This window comes from Flavobacterium sp. KH_035 (assembly GCF_057839565.1).
On record NZ_CM174492.1, the window covers coordinates 1,765,340 to 1,791,866 of the forward strand.

The 26,527-nt window shown below is 36.4% G+C and carries 22 protein-coding genes; 9 read left to right on the plus strand and 13 right to left on the minus strand.

What is annotated here, in order from left to right:
• Positions 1-40: 40 nt before the first annotated feature.
• Both AC3IS6_RS07710 and AC3IS6_RS07715 read right to left on the minus strand, forming a co-directional pair.
• A complete protein-coding gene (locus AC3IS6_RS07710; RefSeq protein WP_173964268.1) occupies positions 41-1,585 on the minus strand; it encodes an Rne/Rng family ribonuclease in 1,545 nt (514 codons plus the stop codon).
• Between the two features lie 401 nt (positions 1,586-1,986).
• Positions 1,987-2,277 carry an HU family DNA-binding protein gene (locus tag AC3IS6_RS07715; RefSeq protein WP_007805026.1) on the minus strand — a complete coding sequence of 97 codons (291 nt, stop codon included), beginning with the start codon at positions 2,275-2,277 and terminating at the stop codon, positions 1,987-1,989.
• 140 nt (positions 2,278-2,417) lie between these two features.
• Between AC3IS6_RS07715 and mutY the strand changes: the two genes are divergently transcribed.
• From mutY to gldD, 4 genes are read left to right on the plus strand one after another with little or no spacing between them, the layout of a single operon-like run.
• Positions 2,418-3,485 (plus strand): A/G-specific adenine glycosylase, encoded by a 1,068-nt coding sequence (mutY, locus tag AC3IS6_RS07720; RefSeq protein WP_489164367.1) that lies wholly within the window; start codon positions 2,418-2,420, stop codon positions 3,483-3,485.
• A gap of 16 nt (positions 3,486-3,501) precedes the next feature.
• Positions 3,502-3,942 (plus strand): single-stranded DNA-binding protein, encoded by a 441-nt coding sequence (locus AC3IS6_RS07725; protein WP_489164368.1) that lies wholly within the window; start codon positions 3,502-3,504, stop codon positions 3,940-3,942.
• 23 nt (positions 3,943-3,965) lie between these two features.
• Positions 3,966-5,261: a gliding motility-associated protein GldE gene (locus tag AC3IS6_RS07730; protein ID WP_489164369.1), complete on the plus strand. Its 1,296-nt coding sequence runs from the start codon at positions 3,966-3,968 to the stop codon at positions 5,259-5,261.
• Positions 5,262-5,263: 2 nt separating this feature from the next.
• Positions 5,264-5,824: a gliding motility lipoprotein GldD gene (gene gldD / locus AC3IS6_RS07735; protein WP_489164370.1), complete on the plus strand. Its 561-nt coding sequence runs from the start codon at positions 5,264-5,266 to the stop codon at positions 5,822-5,824.
• A gap of 423 nt (positions 5,825-6,247) precedes the next feature.
• On the opposite strand, the gene AC3IS6_RS07740 is transcribed toward gldD, so the two are convergent.
• Together AC3IS6_RS07740 and AC3IS6_RS07745 are read right to left on the minus strand one after the other, a co-directional pair.
• Entirely contained in the window at positions 6,248-6,709 is a 462-nt protein-coding gene (locus AC3IS6_RS07740) for a VOC family protein (protein ID WP_489164371.1), read from the minus strand.
• A gap of 118 nt (positions 6,710-6,827) precedes the next feature.
• Complete coding sequence (locus AC3IS6_RS07745) at positions 6,828-7,205, minus strand: heavy-metal-associated domain-containing protein (protein WP_489164372.1); 378 nt, start codon at positions 7,203-7,205, stop codon at positions 6,828-6,830.
• Between the two features lie 101 nt (positions 7,206-7,306).
• Between AC3IS6_RS07745 and AC3IS6_RS07750 the strand changes: the two genes are divergently transcribed.
• Positions 7,307-8,173 carry a DMT family transporter gene (locus AC3IS6_RS07750; protein ID WP_489164373.1) on the plus strand — a complete coding sequence of 289 codons (867 nt, stop codon included), beginning with the start codon at positions 7,307-7,309 and terminating at the stop codon, positions 8,171-8,173.
• 479 nt (positions 8,174-8,652) lie between these two features.
• Positions 8,653-8,886: a hypothetical protein gene (locus tag AC3IS6_RS07755; protein WP_263362624.1), complete on the plus strand. Its 234-nt coding sequence runs from the start codon at positions 8,653-8,655 to the stop codon at positions 8,884-8,886.
• Between the two features lie 210 nt (positions 8,887-9,096).
• Here the strand turns inward: AC3IS6_RS07755 and AC3IS6_RS07760 are convergent, their stop codons facing one another.
• Together AC3IS6_RS07760 and AC3IS6_RS07765 are read right to left on the minus strand one after the other, a co-directional pair.
• A complete protein-coding gene (locus AC3IS6_RS07760; protein WP_489164374.1) occupies positions 9,097-11,145 on the minus strand; it encodes a M16 family metallopeptidase in 2,049 nt (682 codons plus the stop codon).
• 11 nt (positions 11,146-11,156) lie between these two features.
• Positions 11,157-12,479 carry a M16 family metallopeptidase gene (locus AC3IS6_RS07765; protein ID WP_173964340.1) on the minus strand — a complete coding sequence of 441 codons (1,323 nt, stop codon included), beginning with the start codon at positions 12,477-12,479 and terminating at the stop codon, positions 11,157-11,159.
• Positions 12,480-12,753: 274 nt separating this feature from the next.
• On the opposite strand from AC3IS6_RS07765, the gene rplU reads away from it, so the two are divergent.
• Positions 12,754-13,191 carry a 50S ribosomal protein L21 gene (rplU, locus tag AC3IS6_RS07770; protein WP_068844917.1) on the plus strand — a complete coding sequence of 146 codons (438 nt, stop codon included), beginning with the start codon at positions 12,754-12,756 and terminating at the stop codon, positions 13,189-13,191.
• Positions 13,192-13,215: 24 nt separating this feature from the next.
• The gene (rpmA, locus tag AC3IS6_RS07775) at positions 13,216-13,476 is read left to right on the plus strand and encodes a 50S ribosomal protein L27 (RefSeq protein ID WP_017497241.1); all 261 of its coding nucleotides are present in this window, start codon (positions 13,216-13,218) and stop codon (positions 13,474-13,476) included.
• Between the two features lie 716 nt (positions 13,477-14,192).
• On the opposite strand, the gene AC3IS6_RS07780 is transcribed toward rpmA, so the two are convergent.
• From AC3IS6_RS07780 to AC3IS6_RS07795, 4 genes are all read right to left on the minus strand, one after another.
• Positions 14,193-15,851, minus strand: a complete 1,659-nt coding sequence (locus tag AC3IS6_RS07780) for a serine hydrolase domain-containing protein (protein WP_489164375.1) — start codon at positions 15,849-15,851, stop codon at positions 14,193-14,195.
• A gap of 76 nt (positions 15,852-15,927) precedes the next feature.
• Positions 15,928-16,740 carry a helix-turn-helix domain-containing protein gene (locus tag AC3IS6_RS07785; protein ID WP_489164376.1) on the minus strand — a complete coding sequence of 271 codons (813 nt, stop codon included), beginning with the start codon at positions 16,738-16,740 and terminating at the stop codon, positions 15,928-15,930.
• An 85-nt stretch (positions 16,741-16,825) separates the two neighbouring features.
• Entirely contained in the window at positions 16,826-19,582 is a 2,757-nt protein-coding gene (locus AC3IS6_RS07790; RefSeq protein WP_489164377.1) for a hypothetical protein, read from the minus strand.
• Positions 19,583-19,633: 51 nt separating this feature from the next.
• Complete coding sequence (locus tag AC3IS6_RS07795) at positions 19,634-20,215, minus strand: MiaE family protein (RefSeq protein ID WP_173964336.1); 582 nt, start codon at positions 20,213-20,215, stop codon at positions 19,634-19,636.
• A gap of 113 nt (positions 20,216-20,328) precedes the next feature.
• Here AC3IS6_RS07795 and AC3IS6_RS07800 point away from each other — a divergent pair, with 113 nt between their 5' ends.
• A complete protein-coding gene (locus tag AC3IS6_RS07800) occupies positions 20,329-21,573 on the plus strand; it encodes a glycosyltransferase family 4 protein (protein ID WP_489164378.1) in 1,245 nt (414 codons plus the stop codon).
• Between the two features lie 188 nt (positions 21,574-21,761).
• Here AC3IS6_RS07800 and AC3IS6_RS07805 read toward each other — a convergent pair whose 3' ends face one another.
• From AC3IS6_RS07805 to pdhA, 3 genes are all read right to left on the minus strand, one after another.
• Positions 21,762-23,609, minus strand: coding sequence for a hydrolase/aminopeptidase (locus AC3IS6_RS07805; protein ID WP_489164379.1), 1,848 nt, complete (start codon positions 23,607-23,609; stop codon positions 21,762-21,764).
• Between the two features lie 116 nt (positions 23,610-23,725).
• Positions 23,726-25,372: a dihydrolipoyl dehydrogenase family protein gene (locus AC3IS6_RS07810; RefSeq protein WP_489164380.1), complete on the minus strand. Its 1,647-nt coding sequence runs from the start codon at positions 25,370-25,372 to the stop codon at positions 23,726-23,728.
• A 4-nt stretch (positions 25,373-25,376) separates the two neighbouring features.
• Complete coding sequence (pdhA, locus tag AC3IS6_RS07815) at positions 25,377-26,375, minus strand: pyruvate dehydrogenase (acetyl-transferring) E1 component subunit alpha (RefSeq protein ID WP_017497233.1); 999 nt, start codon at positions 26,373-26,375, stop codon at positions 25,377-25,379.
• Positions 26,376-26,527: the final 152 nt, after the last annotated feature.

Consider the following 26,527-nt stretch of genomic DNA (forward strand, 5'->3'; position numbering starts at 1 on the left):
ATAAAAAAACCGCCAGTCTTTCGAAAGGCGGTTTTGATTTTTATTCTGAAATAACATTTCCTTTTTTATCATAGAAATGGTATTCTAAGTACGTGTAAGCGTCACGAGGTATGATTTTCACCCATTTCTTATGTTCAAAAAACCATTTTGAACGTAATGATGGAAAACCTTTGCTGAGGTATGCAGCCACAAACGGATGTACATTAAGTACAACACCCTTGTGGGTTTTTAAGATTCTATCTAAATCAGATGAGATTTTATCAATGATTAAAATTGGCGCTTCAATTTCGCCATGTTCATTGTTTGGATCTTCTTCTCTAGTTTTAATATTAACTTCTGGTCTTACGCGTTGTCTGGTAATTTGAACTAAACCAAATTTACTAGGCGGTAAGATTTTATGCTTTGCTTTATCGTCGCTCATTTCTTCTCGCAAGAAGTCGAACAAAACCTTCCTGTTTTCAGGATTAGACATATCGATAAAATCAACTACGATTATTCCCCCCATATCACGCAAACGAAGTTGTCTGGCAATTTCGGCGGCGGCAATCATATTCACCTCCATGGCAGTGTCTTCCTGGTTGGTTGCTTTATTCGAACGATTTCCGCTGTTTACGTCTATAACGTGAAGAGCTTCAGTGTGTTCGATGATAAGATAAGCACCTTTACTCATGGAGACGGTTCTTCCAAATGAAGTTTTGATTTGTCTCTCTATATTGTATTTCTCAAAAATTGGAGTGTCATTTGATTGATAAAACTTAACAATCGATTGTTTTGAAGGTGCAATTTCTTGCAGATATTCCTTCGTTTGATGGTACAACTCTTCGTCATCTATTTGAATACCGCTAAAGGTATCATTGAATACATCTCTTAATATTGAAGAAGCTCTGTTGAGTTCTCCTAATACTTTTGAGGGATGATGAGCAGTTGGTAATTTTTTACACATTGCAGTCCATCTGCCAAGCAGGTTCTGCAAATCTTTTTCTAATTCGGCTACGTTTTTGCCTTCGGCTACTGTGCGAACAATAACACCAAATCCTTTAGGTTTGATCGATAGAACAAGTTTTTTTAGGCGATCCTTTTCTTTTTTGTCTTCTATTTTTTGAGAAATAGAAACACGGTCAGAAAACGGAACGAGAACAATAAATCTTCCTGCCAATGAAAGCTCAGCGCTTATTCTTGGACCTTTGGTCGATATAGGTTCTTTTACAACTTGAACTAAAACAGATTGATTGGCACTTAAAATATCAGTAATGATGCCATCTTTGTCAATCTCTTTTTCAAACTGAAAGGTTTTTAGGGAGAAATCTTTTATTTTACCTGCGCTTACAAGTTTTATGAATTTCAGTTGAGAAGCTAAGTTAGGTCCTAAATCGTGATAATGTAAAAAGGCATCTTTTTCGAAGCCTACATTTACAAAAGCAGCATTAAGTCCAGCAACTGGTTTTCGTATCTTGGCGATAAAAATATCACCAACCTGAAAATTGCTTTTCTCTTCTTCTTTGTGTAATTCAATTAGTTTTCCATCTTTTAATAAGGCAAAATCTACGGCTTCAGAACTAGATCTAATGATTAATTCTTTATTCACACTGTAAATTTTTATCTGTTTTTTCAGAAAATAGAGTATAGAGAAAAGAGCATAGACTTTAAGAAAATCTAAAATCTAAAATCTAAGATCTAAAATCTTATTTACAGATGGATTAAACAATATTTTTAACAGGTATTGAACCCGGGGAAAAGAAGATTAATAGAGAACAGAGTATAGAAGATAGATTTTTACGTCTATATTCTATTTTCTTTTCTCTTTTCTCTTTCGTCTTTTTTCAATTTCAATGAACGTTTAAAAAGAAAAAAGTAGTTTAAAACTACTTTTTCTTCTTGTGACGGTTAGCTCTCGCTCTTTTTTTACGTTTGTGAGTAGCTACCTTATGTCTCTTTCTTTTTTTACCACTTGGCATATCGTGTCGATTTTATAATTAATTAATAGTATTATTTTGCTTCGTTATTTGTTTTTACTCCTTCTACAAAAACTTTTGCAGGTTTAAACGCAGGAATGTTGTGTGCTGGAATCTTGATAGTTGTATTCTTAGAAATGTTTCTACCAGTCTTTTCAGCTCTGGTTTTTACGATAAAACTTCCAAAACCTCTTAGGTAAACATTGTCTCCAGTTTCTAGTGAAGTTTTAACTTCTTCCATAAAAGTTTCTACTGTTGCTTGAACATCTCCTTTTTCAAGACCTAGTTTCTCTGAAATTTTCGCTACGATATCTGCTTTCGTCATTTTCTTTCCTATTTTATTTTATAAATGGTGTACTATTTTTTTGAGTTTGCAAATATAGGAATTAAAAAAATAATTAATCAAGCTAAATCGTTAAATTTTAATTACATAAACATTTACTTTTGTATTCTAAGTATTTTGCAATGAATTTTTCTAACATATTGATAAAATGGTATTTACAAAACAAACGTGATTTGCCATGGCGAAAAACGACCAATCCATACCATATTTGGCTCTCAGAAATTATGTTGCAACAGACGCGAGTTGCGCAAGGAACTCCATATTTTTTTGCATTTACGAAGGAATTTCCTACTGTATATGATTTAGCAAATGCTTCAGAAGAACAGGTTTTGAAACTTTGGCAGGGATTAGGTTATTATTCTCGTGCCCGAAATTTGCATAAAACGGCTCAATATGTCGCAAATGAACTAAATGGAATTTTCCCTCCTAATTATAAAGAACTTTTAAAATTAAAAGGAGTTGGCGAATATACAGCTGCTGCAATCGCTTCTTTTTCTTACAATGAAGCTGTTCCTGTTGTTGATGGAAATGTATTTAGAGTATTTTCCCGTTATTTTGATATCGAATCGGATATTGCTGCACCCGCAACTAAAAAAGAATTTACTGAATTGGCGCACGAATTAATGCCAAAAGACAATCCTGCTGTTTTTAATCAGGCGATAATGGAATTTGGGGCTTTACAGTGCGTACCTAAAAGTCCGGATTGTACCGTTTGTGACTTTAATGATAGCTGTGCAGCATTACAAAAGAAAAAGGTTGCTGTTTTACCGGTTAAGTCTAAGAAAGTTAAAGTAATAAATCGTTTCTTTAATTATCTGATTTTAGAAGACGTTTTAGGGAATACTTTAATTCAGAAAAGAACGGCAAAAGGAATCTGGCATAACTTATATGAGTTTCCGCTTTTAGAAACTACTGAAATTGTAGACTTTGATGTGGTTTCAAAAGCTGTTAAAGACAGTGTTTTTTCGTCGTATACAATAATAGGTATAGAAGATTATGCAGAGAGCACTGTTATTCATAAACTTTCGCACCAACATTTACACATACAGTTCTGGAAGGTTAAAATAAAGGAGGTGATAGTAAATGGGTTGAATGCCAGTGATTTAAAAAGTTTTCCTTTTCCAATTGTGATTTATAATTTTATCGAAAAGCAGGAAATAATTTGCAAAAAAAATGTATCTTTGGGATAAATACCACTAATAAATTATGAACGGAACATTAAACAAAGTGATGTTAATTGGCCATTTAGGTGATGATGTAAAAATGCATTATTTTGATGGAGGAAATTGCATCGGACGTTTTCAGTTGGCTACAAATGAGGTTTATATCAATAAAACGACCAATGAAAAAATAACGTCAACAGAATGGCACAATTTGGTTGTACGTAATAAGGCGGCCGAAATTTGCGAGAAATACTTGTCTAAAGGTGACAAGATCTATATTGAAGGACGTATAAAATCACGTCAATGGCAAGCTGAAGATGGTACTACAAAATATACTACAGAAATTCAGGTTACGGAGTTTACCTTCTTGACTACCAAAAAAGAAACCGGAAATCATAAACCTATTCCCGATACAGAACCGGCAAAAAACACTAACTTTGACGCGGCGAACGAAGGCTTACCTGTTAATGATTTGCCTTTTTGATTGTTTAACTAATCTTTTTTAATTTGGACCCGGAGCCCAGTTTGTTTTTTAATACGACACTAGACATCAATTTGATAATTGGTTTTGTCGGAATATTTGTTTTGCTGTTTTTATCGGCAATAGTTTCAGGTGCCGAAGTGGCACTTTTCTCTTTGTCTCAAAAAGACATCGACAACACATTACAGGAAAATCAGTCGAAAGGAAAGATTATTTCTAATCTTTTAGATAAACCCAAGAAACTTTTAGCGACCTTATTAGTAGCAAATAACTTTTTTAATATTGGAGTTGTTATTTTGTTCTCTTATACAGGGCAAAGTATTTTTGCTAATATTGATTCGCCAATCCTTAAGTTTATTCTCGAGATCATTCTGGTTACTTCCCTGATCTTGCTGTTTGGAGAAATACTTCCTAAAGTTTATGCGAGCCGTAATAATGTAAAATTTGCGAAACGAATGGCTTATCCGTTGCTGGTTTTGGATAAATTACTATCGCCAATCAGTTTGCCTATGCGTAGTGTTACCTTATATTTGCACAACAAATTGGGAAAACAGAAAAACAATTTCTCTATTAATCAGCTTTCACAAGCATTAGAATTGACAGATTCTGAAGGTACATCAAGCGAAGAGCAAAAGATACTGGAAGGTATAGTGTCTTTTGGTAATACCGATACAAAACAGGTAATGAGTCCGAGGATTGATATTTTTGCATTAGAAATGTCTGAGTCGTTTGCTGGGATTTGTCCAAAAATAATTGAAAAAGGATTTTCGAGAATTCCGGTATACCGTGACAATATTGATCAGATAGAAGGCGTTTTGTTTGTGAAGGATTTACTGCCTCATATTGATAAGGAAGAATTTGACTGGACGTCGTTAATCAGAGAAGCATTTTTTGTTCCGGAAAATAAGAAACTGGATAATTTGCTGAAAGATTTCCAAAGCCTTAAAAGCCATTTGGCGATCGTAGTTGATGAATATGGAGGAACATCAGGTTTAGTTTCGCTGGAAGATGTTATCGAGGAGATTGTAGGAGATATTAGTGACGAGTTCGACGATGAGAACCTCAATTTTTCTCAGATTGATGAAAAGAATTTTCTTTTTGAAGGAAAAATTAATCTCAAGGATTTTTACAGAATTGTAGATGTTAACGAAGAAATCTTTGAATCTCGTAAAGGTGAGGCCGAGACACTGGCGGGGTTTATTTTGGAAATCCTTGGTAATTTCCCTAAAAAAGATCAAAAAATAGCGTTTGAAAACTGCATTTTTACTATAGAAACTGTGGATAAGAAACGTGTAAAACAAATAAAAGTAACAATAGATTAAGAATGCTAAAAAAGACAATTTCGATAGCAACAATTTTACTGGCATTGACGGTTATAAGCTGTAAAGATGATGTGGTACCAAAGCCCGCAAGTTTCCTTCGTTTGGATTATCCTGAAGCAAAATACGTAGGTTTTGAAAATAATTGCCCGTTTACTTTTGAAATGAATGAAGCGGCCGTAATCAAAGGAGAGAAAAATTGCGGATTTGCGATTACCTATCCAAAGATGAAAGCTACAATTTACCTGACTTACAAGCCGGTTCATGGTGATATTGAAAAATTGCTTAAAGATGCTCAGAAATTAACTTATGAGCATGTTATTAAAGCCGATGATATCTTAGAACAGCCATATTTAAACCCGGAAAAAAAGGTCTACGGCATGTTTTACCGAGTAGATGGAAACGCTGCTACAAACTCACAATTTTACGTGACCGACAGTACAAAACATTTTATCACAGGATCGGTTTATTTTTATGCTAAACCTAATTTTGATTCCGTTATGCCGGCTGCGAGTTACATCAGAAATGATATGCAGCGATTGATGGAAACATTAAAGTGGAAATAAAAGATACACTCAATTTTATACTGCCCCCAAAAAGTTAGACACTGTTTGGGGGCATTTTATTTGAAAGCCTTTTTGGGTCAGTCTGAAAATCTGTGGAATCAGAAAATTTACGATCAGGTATAAAAATTTCGGATTAAGCGGGCTGAAAGCCCAAAAGAAAAATGAGCATAGTGCAACGCACTATGAACTAAATAAATGGGGGTATTGCCCTGAAAGGGCAAGAGCAGGTTTACGTGATATTGATTCTACTCAAAATCGGCTCGCTTAAAAAAAATGGTAAGCCAGACTTGAATAGGCATTTTCCTTTGAGCTTAGGCTTTTGCCCTTTCAGGGCGAAAAAAATAATTATTATAATCCATATAGTGCGTTGCACTATACTATTGCTAAGGCTCTTTCAGAGCAGCGAATTTTATTATTTACAAATCAGGGAGCAGAAAAGGCTTCATTCATAAATTGTTGAAGTCCTGCTTCTTCGAGGATTTCAATCGAGAATTCTCCAAAACGTTTCGGAAGCCAGATGATTCTAACGCCACTTGGAGAGTTAAGACTTTCTCGTGACAAGGCATTTCCGTTTTCATCTTCCGGCTGCACGCCTGAATTTACTAATTCGTCAAAAGCAGCTTCGATGTCGGGAGTAGAATAACAATGACGGTAAATTGTTCCTTCGCCCTTTGAGATTATTAGGTTCTTTAGATTTCCGGAAAAAGGCTGCACTAGCATAAATCGTTCCTCACTAATTTTTACAACAGCGTAGGTAACGCGTAACTCGCCTCTCTCCCAGGTGAATTTTTTCGAGATCGTTGCTCCGAGGATCTTTGCATAATAGTCGCATGCCAATTGCAGATCGTTAACTAAGATGTCTATGTGGCTAAATTTAAGTTCCATTGTTTTTAAGGGCTGTATTGAAGGTGATTTGTAAAAAAAAACAGTAGCAAGCCTGAGTTTACTACTGTTTAAAGATTTGTTTTTTGTCAATTCTTTTAGAACTGAATAATCGCCTAATTTACGATTTGATATCTAAAACTTTATACGTTTTGCCGTCTCCGGTTGCCTGAACTGTCTTGGTTAAATTTTCCTGGTTTTGAACCGTTTTGTCAAAAACCACAGTTGCTGTTTTTTTCTCAAAATCAACGGTTGCTTTTTCTACACCGTCCAGATTTGATAATTCTTTCTCGATCGTTTTGGCGCATCCCATTGCACAAGTCATTCCTTCGATTTTAAAACTTGAAGTCTGTACATTTTCGGCAGCAATTGCTTTGTGTTGTTTAGGAGCTGTGTTCTCTGATTTTATATTAGCCAGATTTTTATCTTCTTCTTTTTTGCAGCTTACCATTACTAAACCTGCGATGGCAATAGCAGCGATGATTTTTGTAAATTTCATATTATAAGATTTTAATTTGCGAATAATGTTCTTTGCAAAATTAGTAAAAAGGAAGAGGTCAATTCGTAAAATTATTACAAATTTGCAGTAAAATACGATTTATGGACGCAAAACAATTAAAGTGGGCTTATTTATTGGTACTCTCGCTAATCTGGGGAAGTTCTTTTATCCTCATCAAAAGAGGTTTGGTGGGATTGACAGCGGTTCAGGTTGGTTCGTTCCGAATTATATTTGCAGCTTTGTTTTTGCTGATTGTTGGCTTTAAGAGTTTGAAGAAGATTTCGCGTCGTCAATGGAAATTTGTTGCCATAACTTCTTTCTTTGGGACCTTTATACCAGCATTTCTTTTTGCAATTGCCGAAACGGAAGTCGACAGTTCGATCGTGGCTATTATGAATTCGCTTACGCCTTTAAATACATTGGTTTTAGGTGTACTTATTTTTGGAATCCAATTTCAAAAAAGGCAGGTTGTCGGCGTTTTTGTTGGTTTGGTTGGGTGTTTGTTGTTGGTTTTAAGTGGGGCATCTTCACATCCTGGGCAAAATTATTATTATGTTATTCTTGTTGTTATTGCAACGCTTAGTTATGCGATAAATGTCAATTTGATTAAGAAATATCTATCCGATTTAAATTCACTGAGCATCACCACGGGAAATTTTGCGGTGTTGCTTGTTCCGGCTTTGCTTATTTTAAGTACAACCGATTTTCCTCAAAGAATAAGTCTTGAAGCGACGCAGCATTCTATTTTGTTTGTGATGATTTTAGGGGTTCTGGGAACTGGAATCGCCAATGTTTTGTTTTTTAAATTAATACAAATGTCATCGCCTGTATTTGCAACTTCGGTAACGTATTTAATTCCGATCGTGGCATTTTTCTGGGGACTGTTGGATAATGAAATGCTTACACCGATTCAGTTTTTTGGCGCTTTTATAATCCTGATTGGGGTGTATTTATCGGCTAAAAAGTAGATTTCAGGTGTGAAGTGCTATTGTTGGTCTTGATCAAATTTTCTTTCAGGAGCTAATCCCGCTATTCGTTCCAATCTTTTGTGGCGAACCCCGCCACAAAAGGATTTCCACTTCTATCGGGGCTAGGACAGTTATTTTCATCTGAATATTTTTGTTAAGTTTGTCATTTTGAAGCTGAAGTAACATCGAAAAAACTTATACCCGTATGATATGCTGGTGGTATTGGAAACAACTGCAACGCTATCTTAACTGCATAGGACAGCTAAGGCATATGGGGTTGTATTTAATTTATTAAAGAAAATTCGTACTTATTTAATTGGTTTTAGGTATCTTTGTGATCCTAACTGTTCTAATTATGATTTACGAAAAAACTTTTGCCCGTGCAATATGGTGGCGATATTGGAAACATTCGCAACGCCTTGAACAGCGTAGGACACCTAAAATGTGCGGGCTTCCTATTTTCCTAACTGTTCTAAATTATGAGTACAAACACCCTTTCGAAAGAGACAGAATTGAAATTGATTGATTTTTTCAGCAAATCAGTAGATCCTGAATTTATGGCAAAGACAATTCGAAAAGTAAATTATCTGCTTGCTTTAAGTATGATGAGAGAATGTGAAACATTTGAGACAGACAAAACAAGCCTTGAAAACGGCTTTTACTGGCTGAATGAATTAGCGGAAATTTTAAGCCCTTATTTAGAGGTTGAATGATTAAGATGAGAAAGGCTGTCGTAACTGACAGCCTTTCTTTTGTTTTGTTTTGTTTTGTTTTGTCGCCCTGAGCGGAGTCGAAGGGCGCATCAATTGGGGCGGGGGACTTCGACTTTGCTGTGCCTGTCAAAAAAGAAGAGGTTTAGTCAAAGTTTTAAACTTTGACTAAACCTCAAAAATCTTAGTGTCTCAGGACCTTAGTACCTTATCTTATAAGAAATCTGCTTCAGAAACTCCTTCGTTGATTTTGATATCAGACATTTTGATGTCTAATTCAAAACCTACATTCTGAACAATGTTAAAAGGAACTTTTATCCCTTTTACATCTTTATAGTCGTTGAAGTTTGTGATTTGTGTAGTTGCTTTTCCACCTTGTTCACGATCTTTTGATTCGGCCAGTTTAAGCCCTGAATTAACATCGTAGAAATAAGTTGTTTTACCTTCTTTGATTGCATAAGCATCTTTACCATTAATAGGCTCGATACGGTCTACTTTTAAGTCGGCTCTTTTTGCAAGTTGAAGTTCTTCAAAAGGAGCAGCACTAGCTTTCATTTCTGCAAGATCGGTTCCTTCAAGGTTTTTACGTTGTCCTTGTTGTTCGATATAAGCACCTTTGTCATTCACCACTTGTTTCATTAAATTCATTGTTCCCATTGCAAGAGAAACCATCATTTTTCCTTTTGAATCTAATTTAGAAGTAAATGTTAATGGGGCAGGAGCTTGCGGAACAGTTGTAGATCCAGTCATCGAAAGTGTTTTAACGGCCGTAACTGCTTTTTCTCCACCAATTGCTTTAAGGTAGTTTTCGAAAACTGTTTTAGCGGTAATTCCGGCTGGAACTTCTTTTTTGGTTACTGGTTTTTCAACAGGATTTCCGTATTTATCGAAATAGAAAATCGGAATTTGAAGTTTCTCTAAACCTGTAATCACGTCAGAACCTTTTCCGGCAATAACAATTCGCATATTGTCCAGTAAAAAGTATTTGTTGGCAACGCGGTAAATATCGTCAGCGGTTACATTGTTTATGGTTTGAATGTATTTTTCGTAGAAATCAGCAGGAAGTTTTTCTGTTTCAATGTTTAAAGCATATTGAGCAACGGTTTGTGGTTTTTCAATCTGCATTACAAAACGTCCAATATATCCGGCTTTTACATTTTTCAAAATGTCTTCAGAAACTTTCTCAGTTCTGATTCTTTTGATTTCTTTAATAAATTGCACTACTGCACTATCAGTTACAGTGTTTCTAACGGCAGAAGAAGCTCTAAATTTGGTTACATATTTTCCGCTTCCAATGTTGGAGCGAGCACCATACGTCCAGGCATGTTTCTCACGTAAATTCATGTTTAGGTAACTGTTGAAATCACCTCCTAAAATTTGATTCGCAATTACAGCAGGGAAAAAATCAGGATCGCTCATTTTTAAATTTACGATATTTACCAATGAAATTTCAGATTGAACCGCATTCGGAACATCAACAAAATCAATTTGAAGTTTAGAAGCGTTCTCCGGAGTAGGGTAAGTGTTTTTTGGAGCGGCTTGTTTTTTCCATCCGCTAAAAAGTTTTTCTACCGCTGCTTTGGTTTCTTTAAATTTAACATCACCAATAATTACCAAATAAGCATTTTCAGGAACAAAATGAGTCGCATAATTGGACTGAACATCAGCAAGAGTCACATTTTTTACGGTTTCTTCTGAAAGATATTCTCCTGAAGGGTGATTTTTTCCAAAAGCCAGAACATCAACAACTCTGTTTGCAATTGCAGGAACGCTTTTTTCGTCGGCTTTAAGTCCTTCGATTAATTTTGCTTTTTCCTTATCAAATTCTGCCTGAGTAAAATTCGGTTGGAAAGCTCCTTCGGCTAAAAGTTCTAAAACACGTCCTGAGTATTTAGAAAGCGAACTTGCAGAAGCTCCTGAAGAAGAAAAATTAATATTTGCTCCGTAAAAGTCGATCTCTTCGTTGAAAGCTTCTTTGGTTGTTTTTTTAGTTCCGTTACCAATCAAACTGCTTGTTAAATCATCAACACCTTTTTTGTTTCCTTCTGTAAAAGGAGCGTTGTCTAGTGTTAGGTTAAAGCTTACTCGGGGTAATTTATGATTTTCAACTACCAAAACCTTCATCCCGTTTGCCAAAACAAAAGTTTGTGGTTTTTTGATGTTGACTACAGGCGAGTTCCCTGGTTTTGGTTGTGGACGGTCTTGTGCTTGCATAATTCCAGTTAGGAATAAAAGGATTAAAAATGTATGTATTTTTTTCATGATTCGATGACTTAGTTTTGAGCTTTAGTTGAAGGGATATAGTCTAAAATTAAACGCTGGTTAGGGTTTAGGTACTTCTTGGCTACTTCTCTGATTTCTTCTCTAGTGATAGAATGGTAAAGATCGATCTCCGTATTAATCAAGTTTACATCTCCGTAAAGCAGGTAGAAAGAAGCAAGATTTTCTGCAATTCCTTCAACGCTTGCATTGGCATTCACAAAATTATTATCGAATTTGTTTTGTAATTTTTGATAATCCTTCTCAGAAATCAAATCCGTTTGAATTTTTACGATCTCTTCGTCCATTTCTTTCAAAATGTCAGCTGTTGTATTGGGAGCCATTGGTAAACCATACAAAATGTACATTCCGTAATCTTCCTGACTAAATCCTACCGCTCCAATCTGAAGAGCCATTTTTTTGTCGTCGACTATTTTTTTGTACAATTTTGAGCTTTTCCCATCACTTAAATAAGAAGAAATTAAGTCTAAAACTCTGGCATCTCTGGTTTTCATAGATGGAGTTCTGTACGAAGCAACTACCATTGGAATCTGAATGTTCGGGTCTTCGTAAGTGGCTTTTATTGTCTGATTGATTGGCTCTTCTACGTAAGTTTGTTTTTTTACTTCTTCGCCTCTCGGAATTGGTGCAAAATATTTCTGAATCCATTCTTTTGTTTTGGCTTTGTCAAAATCACCTGCTACGACTAAAACAGCATTGTTTGGCGTGTAGAATTTTTTATTAAATGCCTGAAATTCTTCAAGAGTTGCAGCATCCAAATCTTTCATAGAACCGATAGTAGTCCAACGGTACGGGTGTTTTTTGAACATGTTTTCTTTTACAACCGGGAGGATGTTTCCGTAAGGCTGATTGTCGTAACGCATTCTTTTTTCTTCCTTAACCACTTCATTTTGTGTGTCGACACCAATTTTATTGATCACCGGATGCATTAATCTTTCTGATTCCATCCATAAACCAAGTTCTAGGCTGTTTGAAGGGAAAACTTCGTAGTAATAGGTTCTATCATCAGTAGTGTTGGCGTTGTTTACACCTCCATTAGCGGTAACAATCTTCATCCATTCGCCACGTTTGATGTTTTTAGTTCCTTCAAACAACAAATGTTCAAAGAAATGTGCAAAACCTGTTCGGTCCGGACGTTCGTCTTTTGATCCTACATGGTACATGACCGAGGTGATCACAACCGGAGCTGAGGGATCATTATGCAAAATGACGTGCATTCCGTTATCTAAATTGTATTCTTCAAAAGCTACCTTTTGAGCATGAGCCACTCCGCCGAGCATTAGTGCCGCACTTAACATAATTATTGAATTTTTCATAAAGATTAATAAATTTATATTTACCTAAATAAATAGGTAGTCAAGAGTTGATTATAGTTACACCAAAAATAACTTTTTTTAATTAGCATTCAGGGATACGGGGGTAAAATGATTAAATATTAACAGTCTTTTACTTCTAAATGTCTTTTTTGGAGTACAGAAATGCCTTGAAAAACAGCTGTAAAGCGGAAATAAATATTTTTGGAATAAGGGATTGCATAGTAAATTAATAGTTGTATATTTGCAACCTTAAAAATCAATAAATCAATTTGGTATGTATGCAATCGTAGAGATAGCAGGGCAACAATTTAAAGTAAGCAAAGACTTAAAGGTTTATGTTCACCGTTTGGCTAATGAAGAAGGTTCAAAAGTTTCTTTTGACAAAGTTCTTTTATTAGACGATAACGGAAATGTAACTTTAGGCGCCCCAGCTATAGAAGGTGCTTCAGTAGAAGCTAAAGTGTTACAACACTTAAAAGGAGATAAAGTTATCGTTTTCAAAAAGAAAAGAAGAAAAGGATACAAAAAAAGAAATGGTCACAGACAATATCTTACTCAAATTGTAATTGAAGGTATTACTGCAGCAGGAGGAACTAAAAAAGCAGCAGCTAAAAAAGCAGTTGTAGCAGAAGATGCAGCTACTGAAGAAGTAGAAGCTCCAAAAGCGAAAAAAGCAGCTCCAAAAGCAAAAAAAGAAGCTACTAAAGAATAATAACAATATTTAAACTCATACGTCATGGCTCACAAGAAAGGTGTCGGTAGTTCGAAGAATGGTAGAGAATCAGAATCAAAACGTCTAGGCGTTAAGATTTTTGGTGGTCAAGCTGCTATTGCTGGGAACATCATCGTTAGACAAAGAGGTTCAAAACATAATCCAGGTGAAAACGTTTACATCAGTAAAGATCACACACTACACGCAAGAGTAGCTGGAGTTGTTAAGTTCCAAAAGAAAAAAGATAACAAATCTTATGTATCTATCCTTCCATTCGAAGCATAAGCATTAGACTACTTATTACAAAACCCGTTCTGAAAAGAGCGGGTTTTTTGGTTTAAGTCCGTTAGTAGTATAATGGGGAGTTGTAGTTGAATAAAAAATATTCCGTATATCAATATCATCAGCTCTCCATTTTTTTAAGGTCCTATTTTTATTGAAGGTTGTTTTATCACAGTTGATCTTATTTGTAGCATTACCTTGTGGTATAAGTATTCGAAACCGCTAAACAGGGCTGAAAGCCCAAAAGCACTAACATAGTGCAACGCACTGTGAATTAGGATAACGAGTCAGGCAGCCCTGAAAGGGCAAGAGCAGGAGGATGCAATATGAAGGTTTTACAAAAGAACCTCTTGTCTTAAAAAATATGGGAAGTGTTTTCGCGGTCAGGCTTTCGCCCTTACAGGGCTTAAACAATTATTATTATTATTATTATTCATGATGCTTCGCAACATGTTATTGCTGAGGCTCTTTCAGAGCAACAATTTTTAAGTGTTTACTTCTTAAGAGGTAAAGCATCATGCTATTGCTGGGGCTTTTTCGGAGCAACAGGTTTCAAGTGCTTATGTTCTACGAGATAAAATGTACATTAAATCTTTTGTGACAGGACAGGTGATTTTAGAAAAAACAAAGCTATTAGAGATCGCAAAAGATCAGTTATCGCCATCTCTAACGTGCTTTATAGTAAAGAGAATACCTTTTTTTGAACCTGATTCTGAATTTTATTTTAATAGTGATGGAAGTATATAGTTCTGTACAATTCTTTCAGCTTGTGCATGTCCATAAGGTTTGTTGTAGGCTTTTGAAGTAATGATAACAACGAGAGGAAGATTCTTGAAAATCATAAGCTCATTTCCTCCATTTCCGGCGCAGTAATAAGTTTCGTAAGGAGTGTTTTTATAAGTAAAAGTTCTGTTCCAAAACAGGTAACCATAATATTCGTTTTCTCTTTCCGGAATCTGCAACTGGTGGGTTAGAGTTTTTTGGACCCAACCGGTAGTAAGGATTTGTTTGCCATTCCAAAGACCATTATTTTGGTATAATTGAGCATATTTGGCATATTCCAATGAGGTCATTTGTAGGCTTCCTGCTGTATTGGCTACTTTCTGTGGAGTATACTGCCATTGGTAATGTGTTATGTTTAGGGGTTTGAAAAGCTTTTCGTTTGCATATTTTTCTAATCCGCCAGGAACTGATTTGTGGATGATGTCGCCCAGTAAAACAACACCTGCTGTAAAATAATCCCATTGACCGCCGTTGGTTTTGGATTTATCCATAGGTAAGTCTAAAGTGAACTTCACCCAATTGTCTGTAGGATACATGTTTTCTTCGTTTCCGGGAGAATCGCTATTTTGATCAGAACCCTCAAAGGCGGAGCTCATGTTGAGTAGGTCTTTTATTTTTACGCTGTCTTTTTTAGACTCATAATTGGCATAGTTCTTTAAATCGTAGAACTGATTCAGCGTTTGATTTTCATTTTTAAGATAACCATCGTTTATGGCAATTCCTGCTAGGGTTGAGGCGAAAGATTTTCCTGCCGATCGGGTATCGTGCAAAGTGTTTCTGTCGGCATCATTAAAATATTCTTCAAGCAGCAGTTTTTTATCGTAAATGACAACTACACTTGTGATTTCCTTCAAATCGTAACTGGCAATAGCTGCGTTGAGTTGTTCAATTTTCTTTTTGTCAAAAGTAAAGTTTGAAACTTCCCAGCCGCTGTTGGGTTGAATGGGCTGAATTTCGATTTGTTTGGCTGTCAGTTTGGGCGCTTTTAAGATTAGTTGAATTTCTCCTTTTGCAATTAAATCCCCCGTTTTGATTGCTCCATTTTGATTCGTTTGATAAGGACGAATTTCGATTTTTAGTTTATGCTTGCCATTGGTTAGTGCTTTCTCTCCACCATTAAGTTTAAATCGCTCCCAGAGGTAAATGGACCACCAGTCTTCTTTTTTGGAACTTGTTAAAGGAACTCTGAAGGTTGTTGAAGTATCTTTGCTGCCTCCCGATCCAAAACTGCATCCGTAGTTAAGGTTTTCGGTATAGAGAAGTTTATTGTCGATGTAAAAGGTAAATTGAAGGTTTCCTGTCGTTAAAAGTTGATCTGCGGGTAATTCCGGATTCAATTGATGCAGGTAATTTGTAACAGAGTTGTTCATGAAAACCCTAATGTTCAGGTCGGATTTATAAGTTAGTTCAAAGGATTTGAGAAAATCAGCTTCTTTATACTGGTCTAGTGGAATATTGCCTTTCATAAAAGTAATTTTACCTACATTATTTTTATGCAGTTCAGTTGTAATTCCATCGGTTTTGAACAGGTCATTGTTTTGTGCTGAAATAATGTTGTTGCAAAATAGCAGGGCAAGTAAAAGAATGTGTTTCATTTGATTGATTGTAAGGATTGAAATGCAAATCTACCGTACAATAAACTTTGAAAATTGTACAGGATTAACATTTGATTTATTTTTTGAAAAGTAATTTTTTGTGTGCTGACGGATTGAGTCCGTTTATTTCTCTGAAAGACCGGGTGAGATGACTTTGGTCGGAGAAACCACATTCGTAAGCAATTTCCGTTAGAGATTTGCTTTGCATTGCAATGAGCGACAATGCTTTTTCTACTTTTAATTTTCGGATGTATTCTCCTAAGTTGCAATGAAAATACTTTGAAAAATCTCTTGAAAGGTGAATAGGGTGTATTCCTAATGTTTTCGACAAATAATCCAGTGTCATGGTTTCGGTAAGCTGATCGTGAAGGATTTCGTCAATCATTGAAACCCATTTGGGATTTTTATGTAGGACCGACTGAAAATCACCATTTAGTTTTGACATGATCTCGATCAATAATGTTTGGGTTGGCAGATCAAAATGAAAGTCATCAACCTTGGTTGCTCTGAAAATTTTATACATCAGAAGTTTGATGTCGGGGTTCAGGATGGTTGCGCTTCCTTGTAGGTTGTCGCTGTTCATGGTCAGGTCATCAAGCCATTTTTTTTCGATTTCGAGATGAAAACCTCTTGTGAAACCTTCCGGTTTAATGTTATAGTGTGGTTCCTGCCAGTTGTGAAAAAGGAGGCTTCCGGGGGCACAATTATAAACTTCTTTTTTGTTTCCTTCAATTACATTTCCTTGCAGAATAAAGGTAAAGTAAGCATGCTCGTGATAATGCCAATCTACTTTAGGATGTGTATATACGGTATCTGTTAACGTTATTCCTTCGAGGGAAATCGTTTTGTTTGTCTGGCCGTAAAACTCTCCTTTTTTTGATTGTTTCATGAGTAAGTTGCATTGCTGTTCAAAACTATAAATATAATTTGATTTAAATGAAAAAACCTGTTCATTATGAACAGGTTTTTAGTTTTTATTCCTCGGTATCTTTTGTTTCTTCTAAATTTTGAGATTTTCTTCCCACTTTTATTTTTGGATTGTCCTGAGTTCCGGTAATGGTCAGCGGAATTCCGAAGATTCCCAATGGAGGAAGGCCTAAACGCATTTTTAAGTTCAGTTTTCCGTCTAAACTTGTTGTACCTTCGATTCTTGGTCGGAAGCCTGCAAACTTAAACTTAAAGCGTTCTACGGTCATGATATTGTTTTTGATCGTAGTTTTAATGTCTACTTTTGAAAGATCCGGATTTTTTATCGATTCGGTATTGGTTTGTTTGCTTACGGCACTAAACATTTTCAATCCCCTAACTTTTACCTCTTTTATCGAAAGAGTTCCTCCACCGGCAAGCGACGGATAAACCGGTTCCATATTGCTGTTTAAACGGCCTTTTAACTGGTAGTCTAAAGAAACAATTCCTTGTGCTTTTTCGGCAGCACTTGCCATTTTTCTAAAAACTTCAATTTCGTTGTAGGCCCTTTTAATGTCAAAATCAGAAGCTTTAATCGCGTAATCAAAATTGGCTTTTTTAGGAGTTATCGCCTGATAATTAGCGTTCATGCTCACGTCGCATCCAATTAGATTAAAACCGGTATTCTGCATATTCAGTTTGCCTTTGTTCATGCTTAAATTTCCAACTGCATTTAAAAGATTCAATTTGTCGAAATTTACTTTTTGGGCATTCGCTGTAAATTGCAGATTTAAATTGGAAGGAATAATAATAACTCCTGTTTGTGTCGTTTGCTTTTGAGGCTGAGTTTCTGTTTTGGCTTCGGTAGTCGAAGTAGTTGTCGGAGTAGCCGACATAAATTCATCCACATTAATATAACGTGATGTCGATTTGAAAGAACCTTTTAGGACACCGGTATTGGTAGTTGCATAATTAAAAACGTTCTGTAAATAACCATTTAACCTAAAGTCAGATTGGCCGTAGGCTGCCAAAAAATTATTGAAGGACATTTTATCCTGATTGATCTTAAAAATACCTTCTTTGATGATGAATTTCTTCGGAAGATATTCAGAAGCAATTCCGATATTTCTAAGTTCAAGGGTTCCTTTGTTGTACAGCTTGCGGTAGTTTCCTTTTTCGGCATCGCTTTGTTTACCTTTTAAAACCAAATCAGCTTTTACAAAACCGTCTAAATCAAGTCCTTTTTGAGAGAAAACTTTATAAATTTTGTTGACATCCAGTTCTCCTTTCGCTTTAATGTTATAAGTCAAATCATTAAAATTGCTAAGATCAGCTTCTACAAAAACAGGTTTTCCTTCAAAAGTAAACTGAGTAGGTTTTAGACTTATTTTTAAGTCACTAAAAGTCCCTTTTTGATTCTCAACCTTAGATTTGATGGTGATGTCTGTGATAGGATTTGGATAGTAAGGTGTTTTTAAATAACCGTTTTCCAAATCAATAACTCCCTTGGTAACCGGAAGAAGTTTGTTTTTTAAATCAAATTTCCCGTTTGCTTTCACATCTCCTGTTAAGTTTCCTTTCAAGACGATGGTTGGAATTCCAAGTGCCTGTATTAATTTCCCAAGATCAATTTTAGCTTTAAAATCGGCGTTGATATCCGGTGTTTTTACACCTTTAACGTTGAATTTCGTTTTTAAATAATCTTGCTTGATGTTTAAAGACAGGTTTTTGGCATCAACAATAAGCAGGTCCGGATTTAAAGACGGAACTTTTGTCTTTATGTCTAAATTCAGATTGGAAACCGGAAAAGCACTTTTGTTGTAATTAACAAATCCGCTGTCAACTTTTACATCCACATTAAGATCCGGAGCAATGTTTTGTGCTGCAATATAGTCACCTTTTAAAGTTAAAAGCAGGTTGGTATTTCCTTTCAATTCTGTTTTAGACAGCCAGGTAATGTATTTTGGAGGGAAGGCGGTAAAAACATCGTGTAAATCACTGTTGTCTGATTTTATCACAAAATCCATATTGTATCCATCTTTCAGGAAGTTGAATTTTCCAATAAAGTCAACGATAAGGTCATTTATTTTAAGGTTATTTTGTTGGAAATAAAAAGACAAAGAGTTTACATTTACTTTTGTGATCAGATCTGCATTCACCTTTTTGTTCATCAAATAGGGTTCATTTTCATAAACAATATTTAATTTTTCAATTTTTGCTTTCGAATACAAATCAAAAACGGCTTTGTTTAAATCTCCTTTTCCTAAATAATCAAATCCAAAAGCATCAAAATGTATTTTCGTTGATTTGTCATCGTAAACAATCTTACTGTTTAAAATCTCGATTCGTTCCAGTTTTAAGGCAGTTTCAGTGCTGTCTTTAGGGTTTGAATCCTGTGAAGATCCTTTATAGATGTTGTAATTGGCTTCTCCTTCTTCATTTACCTTTACATTGATAAAAGAATCAGACAAATAAATTTGGTCAATTTTTACCTCTTTGCTAAAAACCAGACTGGCTACATTTATGCCAAAAGAAACTTCTTTTGCGGTAATGAATTTTTCGCTCTTATAAGGTGCAGATCCGTTAAGGTGTAAATCGCTTAAGGTTAGAGTAAGAGAAGGGAAATGTTGAAAAAACGAAACCGCAACATCGGAATAATTTAATTCAGCACTAAGTTTTTCGTTGGCAGTTTTTTTGATCTGTTCCTTGATCGTATCTTCAAAAATAATGGGAGTAAGGAACAGTAATCCTATAATGACAACAAAAGTAATCCCAAGGTATTTGGCCGTTTTTAGTAAAATGGTCTTTATTTTATTTGCAGACATAACAAATTGTGGTATTTATAGGTAAAAATGAAAATCGATTTTTAAGAATTATTATCCGTGTACGGTTTCACTTTTTCCGTAGTTGGTGATAATTGAACCTTCGTATTCAATCCATTCTTTCCAGCGTTTATCAATATCTATATTGTCGGTATATTTTCTTGCAAAACCTAAAAATGTAGTGTAATGTCCGGCTTCAGAAATCATTAAATCACGGTAGAATTTAGCCAGTTCTTCGTCTTTTATGTTTTCTGAAAGTACTTTAAAACGCTCGCAGCTTCTGGCTTCAATCATAGCCGAAAACAACAGGCGATCGCAAAGAGCATCTCTGCGGCTGCCGTCTTTTTTCATGAATTTAAAAAGTTCATTTACATAGTGATCTTTTCTTTCACGTCCCAAAGTCAAGCCTCTTTTTTTGATGATATCGTGCACCATTTGCAAATGCTCTAGCTCTTCCCTCGCGATCACAAGCATTTCTGTCACCAGCTCTTCCAATTCAGAATTGTAAGTAACTAAGCTGATTGCATTTGAAGCGGCTTTTTGTTCGCACCAGGCATGATCCGTCAAAATTTCTTCGATATTTGATTCTACGATATTGACCCAGCGAGGGTCTGTGGCTAATTTTAATCCTAACATAATTGCTTCCGAAATTTGTATTTGGCAAAATTAGTCTTTTTTCGACCAAAAACAGGAAATATCGTGCGAATACGCTCGAAAAAGCATTATTTTGCAGGTTGAAGTGAATATAAATGAATACAGTGCGTAAACTTTTAATTATCGGTTCTGTCTGGCCCGAGCCAAATTCGTCTGCTGCCGGAGGAAGAATGATGCAGTTAATTTCCATTTTTAAGCAAAATGGATTTGAGATTACATTCGTTAGTACGGCCCTAGACAGCGATTTTATGGTGGACTTGTCTGCTTTTGGAGTTGATAAAAAAAGTATCGAACTCAATTCCGCCAGTTTTGATGATTTTATAGTTGAATTAAATCCGAATGTCGTTTTATTTGATCGTTTTATGATTGAGGAACAATTTGGATGGCGTGTGACGGAAAATTGTCCGGAAGCAATCCGGATTCTCGATACCGAAGATTTACATTGTTTGCGTGCAGCAAGACAAAACGCTTTTAAGAAAGGCCGAAAATTTGAATTGACAGATTTGTTTTCAGAAGAAGTCGCGAAACGAGAAATTGCCAGTATTTTAAGGTGTGATTTGTCTTTAATTATTTCAGAATTTGAGATGAATATTTTGAAAGAGATGTTCAGGATCAATAACGAGCTGCTTTTGTATCTCCCTTTTCTAGTGGAGGCAATGCCGGATGATGCTCTTTTGAAATTGCCTTCCTTTGAAGAAAGGAAAAAGTTTGTTTTTATTGGAAATTTCTTTCATGAACCCAATTGGAATACAGTTCAGTATTTAAAAGAAACCATCTGGCCTTTGATTAAAAAGGATTTTCCGGAAGCTGTTTTAGAGGTTTATGGAGCTTATCCGTCGCAAAAAGTAGTACAGCTGCATCAGCCCAAAAATGGGTTTTATATAATGGGCAGGGCAGAAGATGCTACTGAGGTAGTGAAAAATGCCAGGATTGTTCTGGCGCCTATTCGGTTTGGAGCCGGTTTAAAAGGTAAATTGCTTGAGGCAATGCAATGCGGAACACCTAGCGTAACTACAACAATTGGTGCTGAAGCCATGCATGCCAACTTGCCTTGGAATGGATTTATAGTCGATGATGTGTCTGAATTTGTTAAAAATGCAATTGCACTTTATCAGGATGAAAATCTTTGGAAAGAAGCTCAGAAAAAAGGTGTCGCTATTATTAACGAATGTTATTTGAAGGATAAAATTTCAATTGGATTAGTAGCTGTGGTCAATTCATTGTTGATAGATTCTAAAAATCATCGTCTGCATAATTTTATGGGTAATTTATTGCAGCATCACGCGTATAGAAGTACGATGTACATGTCAAAATGGATCGAAGCGAAGAATAAGAACTAAAAAAAACCAGATTGCACGAAATGTAATCTGGTTTTTTTTAGTTTTCAGTCGCGGTTTTCAGTCTCAGTTTTCGGTCTCAGTCTCAGTTTTCAAGCAGCACCGTGTACTGTGACTGAAAACTGAGACTGTTCACTGCAACTGCCTACTGCGACTGAAAACTGCGACTAAAAACTGCGACTAAAAAAAGTCTATTTTAAAACCCCTTCAACAGCCTGAATAGTAGTAGCATGATAACCTGATTTCGCTTTTTCGAAAATCTGTTTTGCCCAAACTTTTCCTTCCGGAGTTTTTACCATTTCTTTGTAAAGCATCATTACTGATCCTGTTCGGCTTATTCCGATTAGAAATTGCTCAATTGCTGGATTGGCTGCTTTGTATTGATGTTCAATGGCCTGAACAAACCATTGGCGTTTAATGATGAAATTACCGCCTTTTGTAAAGTTGAATTCTTTGTCAATCGCTTCCATTTCTGTTGCTGTAATGTCAGCCGGAAGATGGTCTATAAAATGCTGTTTTTCGGCAGTTGTTGTAATTTTTTTGCTTAAACCTGCTACGCCAGTTTCTCTCCAGGTTTTTTGGATTTGATCAATTGCATCAAAATCAGGAGAACTTACCGGAAGGATGTTTGACGGAATTCCCGGTTTGTAGATCCAGTCTTCTAATTTGATTTTATCCGCTAAAGCTTTGTCGCCTTTAATCAGGTTTTCATTAATATATTTTACAAAATCTTCTGTTGTGATTGATTTGAACGCATGAGAATCGAAATAGTTTTTAATAAACGGATCGAATTTCTCACGGCCAACGGCATTCTCAATAACTCTTAAAAAGGCATACCCTTTTACGTAAGGAATCATGCTGATACCATCGTCAGGATTTCTTCCTGTAAGGCTTACTTTTAATCGGGTATCCGGACTATCTGCTCCATATTCGGCTACATTATCCACTAATTCTTTGTTGGTGATAACGTTTTGCATTTCAAATTCTTTCTTTCCGAAGATGGCTTCTCCAATTCTGTGTTCTACATAAGTGGTAAATCCTTCGTTTAACCAGATATCATCCCATGTTGTATTTGTAACAAGATTTCCGCTCCAGCTGTGTCCTAGCTCATGTGCTAAAAGACTTGTTAGAGAACGATCTCCTGCAATTACGCCCGGAGTTAAGAAAGTTAGGTTCGGGTTTTCCATTCCGCCATAAGGAAAGCTTGGAGGTAAAACCAATACATCATAACGTCCCCAACGGTATGGGCCGTATAGTTTTTCGGCAGCAACGACCATTTTTCCAAGTTCAGCAAATTCCCAAGCCGATTTTTTCAGCATTGAAGGTTCTGCGTAAACCCCGGTTCTGTTATCGATTGCCTGGAATTCAATATCTCCAACGGCAATTGCCATTAAATAAGACGGAATTGCTTTGTCCTGCTTGAAAGTATAAACTCCGGTATCGTTTTTCTTTTGTGGATTCACAGCACTCATAACAGCTAATAAATCTTTAGGAACGGTAACTTTTGCATTGTAAGTAAAGCGAATTCCCGGTGAATCCTGACACGGAATCCAGGTTCTTGACCAAACGCTTTCGCCCTGAGAGAATAAGAATGGTTTCTTTTTGTCTGCAGTTTGTTCTGGTTTCAGCCATTGTAATGCTACAGCATCTTTGGTGGTGTTGTAGTAGATGTTTACTTTGGTTGTGTTTGGTTCAATAGTAATGCGAAGCGGTTTTCCGTGAAATTCAGTGTCCGCACCAAGCTCGAATTTGGTTTCTTTCTCTTCGTCTCCTAAGGTTACTTTGGTAATGTTAAGGGTGTTTTCGTCGAAGATAATTTCATTTCCTTTACTGATGTTGTCAATTTGCCAGGAAGCTTTTCCTGTGATGGTTTGGGTATTGAAATCGACTTTAATGTCAAGATCGAGGTGTTTAACAACAGCCAATTCCGGTTTAGAATAGCTGTGTTCGTCAATGACGGCTGTATTTTTTTCGGTTTGTTCTTTTTTCTGGCAGGCAAGAGCTGTTAAGAATAAAGTTACAAGGATTATTTTCTTCATTTTTATGTGTTTTGGATTTGCGGATGAAAATTAAACAAAAAATCCCGTTTTGAATGAACAAAACGGGATTTTATTATGGGGTCTTCGACTTCGCTCAGACGGACATGGCATAAAAATTATGCTAACATGGTCACCGGGCTTTCGATGTATTGTTTTAGTGTTTGTAAAAATTGAGCTCCGGTTGCGCCGTCAATCGTTCTGTGGTCACAAGCTAATGATAACATCATGGTGTTTCCAACTACGATTTGACCATTTTTTACTACCGGTTTCTCAACAATTGCACCTACAGAAAGGATAGCAGAGTTTGGCTGGTTGATGATCGAATTGAATTCAGTGATGCCAAACATTCCAAGGTTAGAAACTGTAAAAGTGCTTCCTTCCATTTCCTGTGGTCCTAGTTTTTTGTTTTTAGCTCTTCCGGCAAGATCTCTTACTGAAGCGCCAATTTGAGATAAACTCATGGCGTCTGTAAATTTCAATACTGGAACTACTAATCCGTCTTCAACAGCTACAGCAACACCAATATTTACGTGGTGGTTGATGATGATAGCATCTTCTTTCCACTGAGAGTTGATTTTTGGATGTTTTTTCAAGGCTAATGCACAAGCTTTGATTACCATATCGTTAAAAGATACTTTTGTATCCGGAACGGTATTGATTGTTGCTCTCGCACCCATAGCTTCGTCCATGCTTACTTCGATCACTAGGTTGTAGTGAGGAGCTGTAAATAAAGATTCAGCCAAACGTTTTGCGATAATTTTACGCATTTGAGAGTTTTTGATCTCTTCGGTGAAAACTTCTCCGGCAGGAACAAATACTTTTGGTGCAGCAGCAGGAGCAGCTTCTTGCGGTTTAGCAGCAGCTGTTGCAGTTGCAGCAGGTGCCTGAGCGGCAGCTGGAGTAAAGTTTTCGATATCGCTTTTTACAATACGTCCGTTTTCTCCTGAACCCTTAACCTGAGTCAATTGGATTCCTTTGTCAGAAGCGATTTTCTTTGCTAATGGTGAAGCTAAGATTCTTCCTCCGTTTGAAGTTTCGGCTACAGTTTCTGTTGCTTTTTCAGCAGCAGGAGCAGCTTTTACTTCTTCAGTTGCAGGAGTGCTTGAAGCACCTCCGGCAGTATAGTTTGCAGAAATTCCCGAAACATCAGTTCCGGCAGGTCCGATGATAGCTAATAAGCTGTCAACAGGAGCTGTATTTCCTTCCTGAATTCCAATGTGTAATAAGGTTCCGGCATTGAAAGACTCAAACTCCATAGTCGCTTTGTCTGTTTCAATTTCGGCTAAGATGTCTCCTTCAGCAATAGTATCACCTACTTTTTTCAACCAGGAAGCTACAGTTCCTTCGGTCATGGTATCGCTCAAACGTGGCATGGTAACCACTACAACACCTTTTGGTAATTCAGTTGCAGCTTTTGCAGGAGTAGCAGTTTCTGTTTTTGTTTCTGCAGCAGGGGCAGCTTCCGCTTTTGGAGCTTCTGTAGCAGGGGCAGCACCACCAGCTAAAAGAGCAGAGATGTCTTCTCCTTCGTTACCAATGATTGCTAATAAAGAGTCAACAGGGGCAGTTTCTCCTGCTGGTATTCCAATATGCAAAAGAGTTCCTTCGTTGAAAGACTCAAATTCCATTGTTGCTTTGTCTGTTTCAATCTCAGCTAAGATGTCTCCTTCGCTAATTTTGTCGCCTACTTTTTTAAGCCAAGTCGCTACCGTTCCTTCCGTCATTGTATCGCTCAAACGAGGCATTGTAATAATTGTTGCCATTGATTTATAGTTTATGAGGTGTAAATGGATAGTCTTCTTGTGCGTATACTACATCATATAATTGTTGTAATTCAGGATATGGAGATTCTTCAGCAAATTTCACACATTCTTCAACCAAATCTTTTACTCTTTGGTCGATTACTTCAATTTCTTCTTCTGTAGCATATTTTTGATCCATAATTACATCTAAAACCTGAGTAATAGGGTCAATTTTTTTGTATTCTTCTACTTCTTCTTTTGAGCGGTACAATTGTGCATCAGACATTGAGTGTCCTCTGTAACGGTACGTTTTCATTTCAAGGAAAGTTGGTCCGTCGCCACGACGTGCTCTGTCAATTGCTTCTGTCATTGCTTCTGCAACTTTTACAGGATTCATTCCGTCAACAGGTCCGCAAGGCATTTCGTATCCTAAACCAAGTTTCCAGATGTCTGTGTGGTTTGCAGTTCTTTCAACAGAAGTTCCCATAGCATAACCGTTGTTTTCAACGATAAATACAACAGGTAATTTCCATAACATGGCCATGTTGAAAGCTTCGTGTAAAGAACCTTGTCTGGCAGCACCATCACCAAAGTAAGTCATAGTAACTCCGCCAGTGTTGAAATATTTATCTGCAAAAGCCAAACCAGCTCCAACAGGAATTTGTCCACCTACGATTCCGTGACCTCCGTAAAAACGGTGTTCTTTAGAGAAAATATGCATAGAACCTCCCATACCTTTAGAAGTTCCTGTTGCTTTTCCTAAAAGCTCTGCCATTACGTTTCTGGGATCAACTCCCATACCAATTGGCTGAACGTGGTTTCTGTAAGCAGTAATCATTTTGTCTTTTGTCAGGTCCATAGCGTGCAATGCACCCGCTAATACAGCTTCCTGACCATTATATAGGTGTAAAAAACCTCTAACTTTTTGTTGAATGTATAATGCTGCAAGTTTGTCTTCAAACTTTCTCCAAAGTAGCATGTCTTCGTACCACTTTAAATATACTTCTTTTGTAACTTCTTTCATCTGAATTCTTTCTTTTGCTAAAGTTTGTTTGTGTTATCAATTGTTGCCTATAACGCAAAATAGTTTCCTCCCACAAATTTGCGCCCGAAAGGTCGGGATGCAAAAATAAGACATTCCTATTAAGAAGTAAAATTTAAAAGCCACTTTTTGGC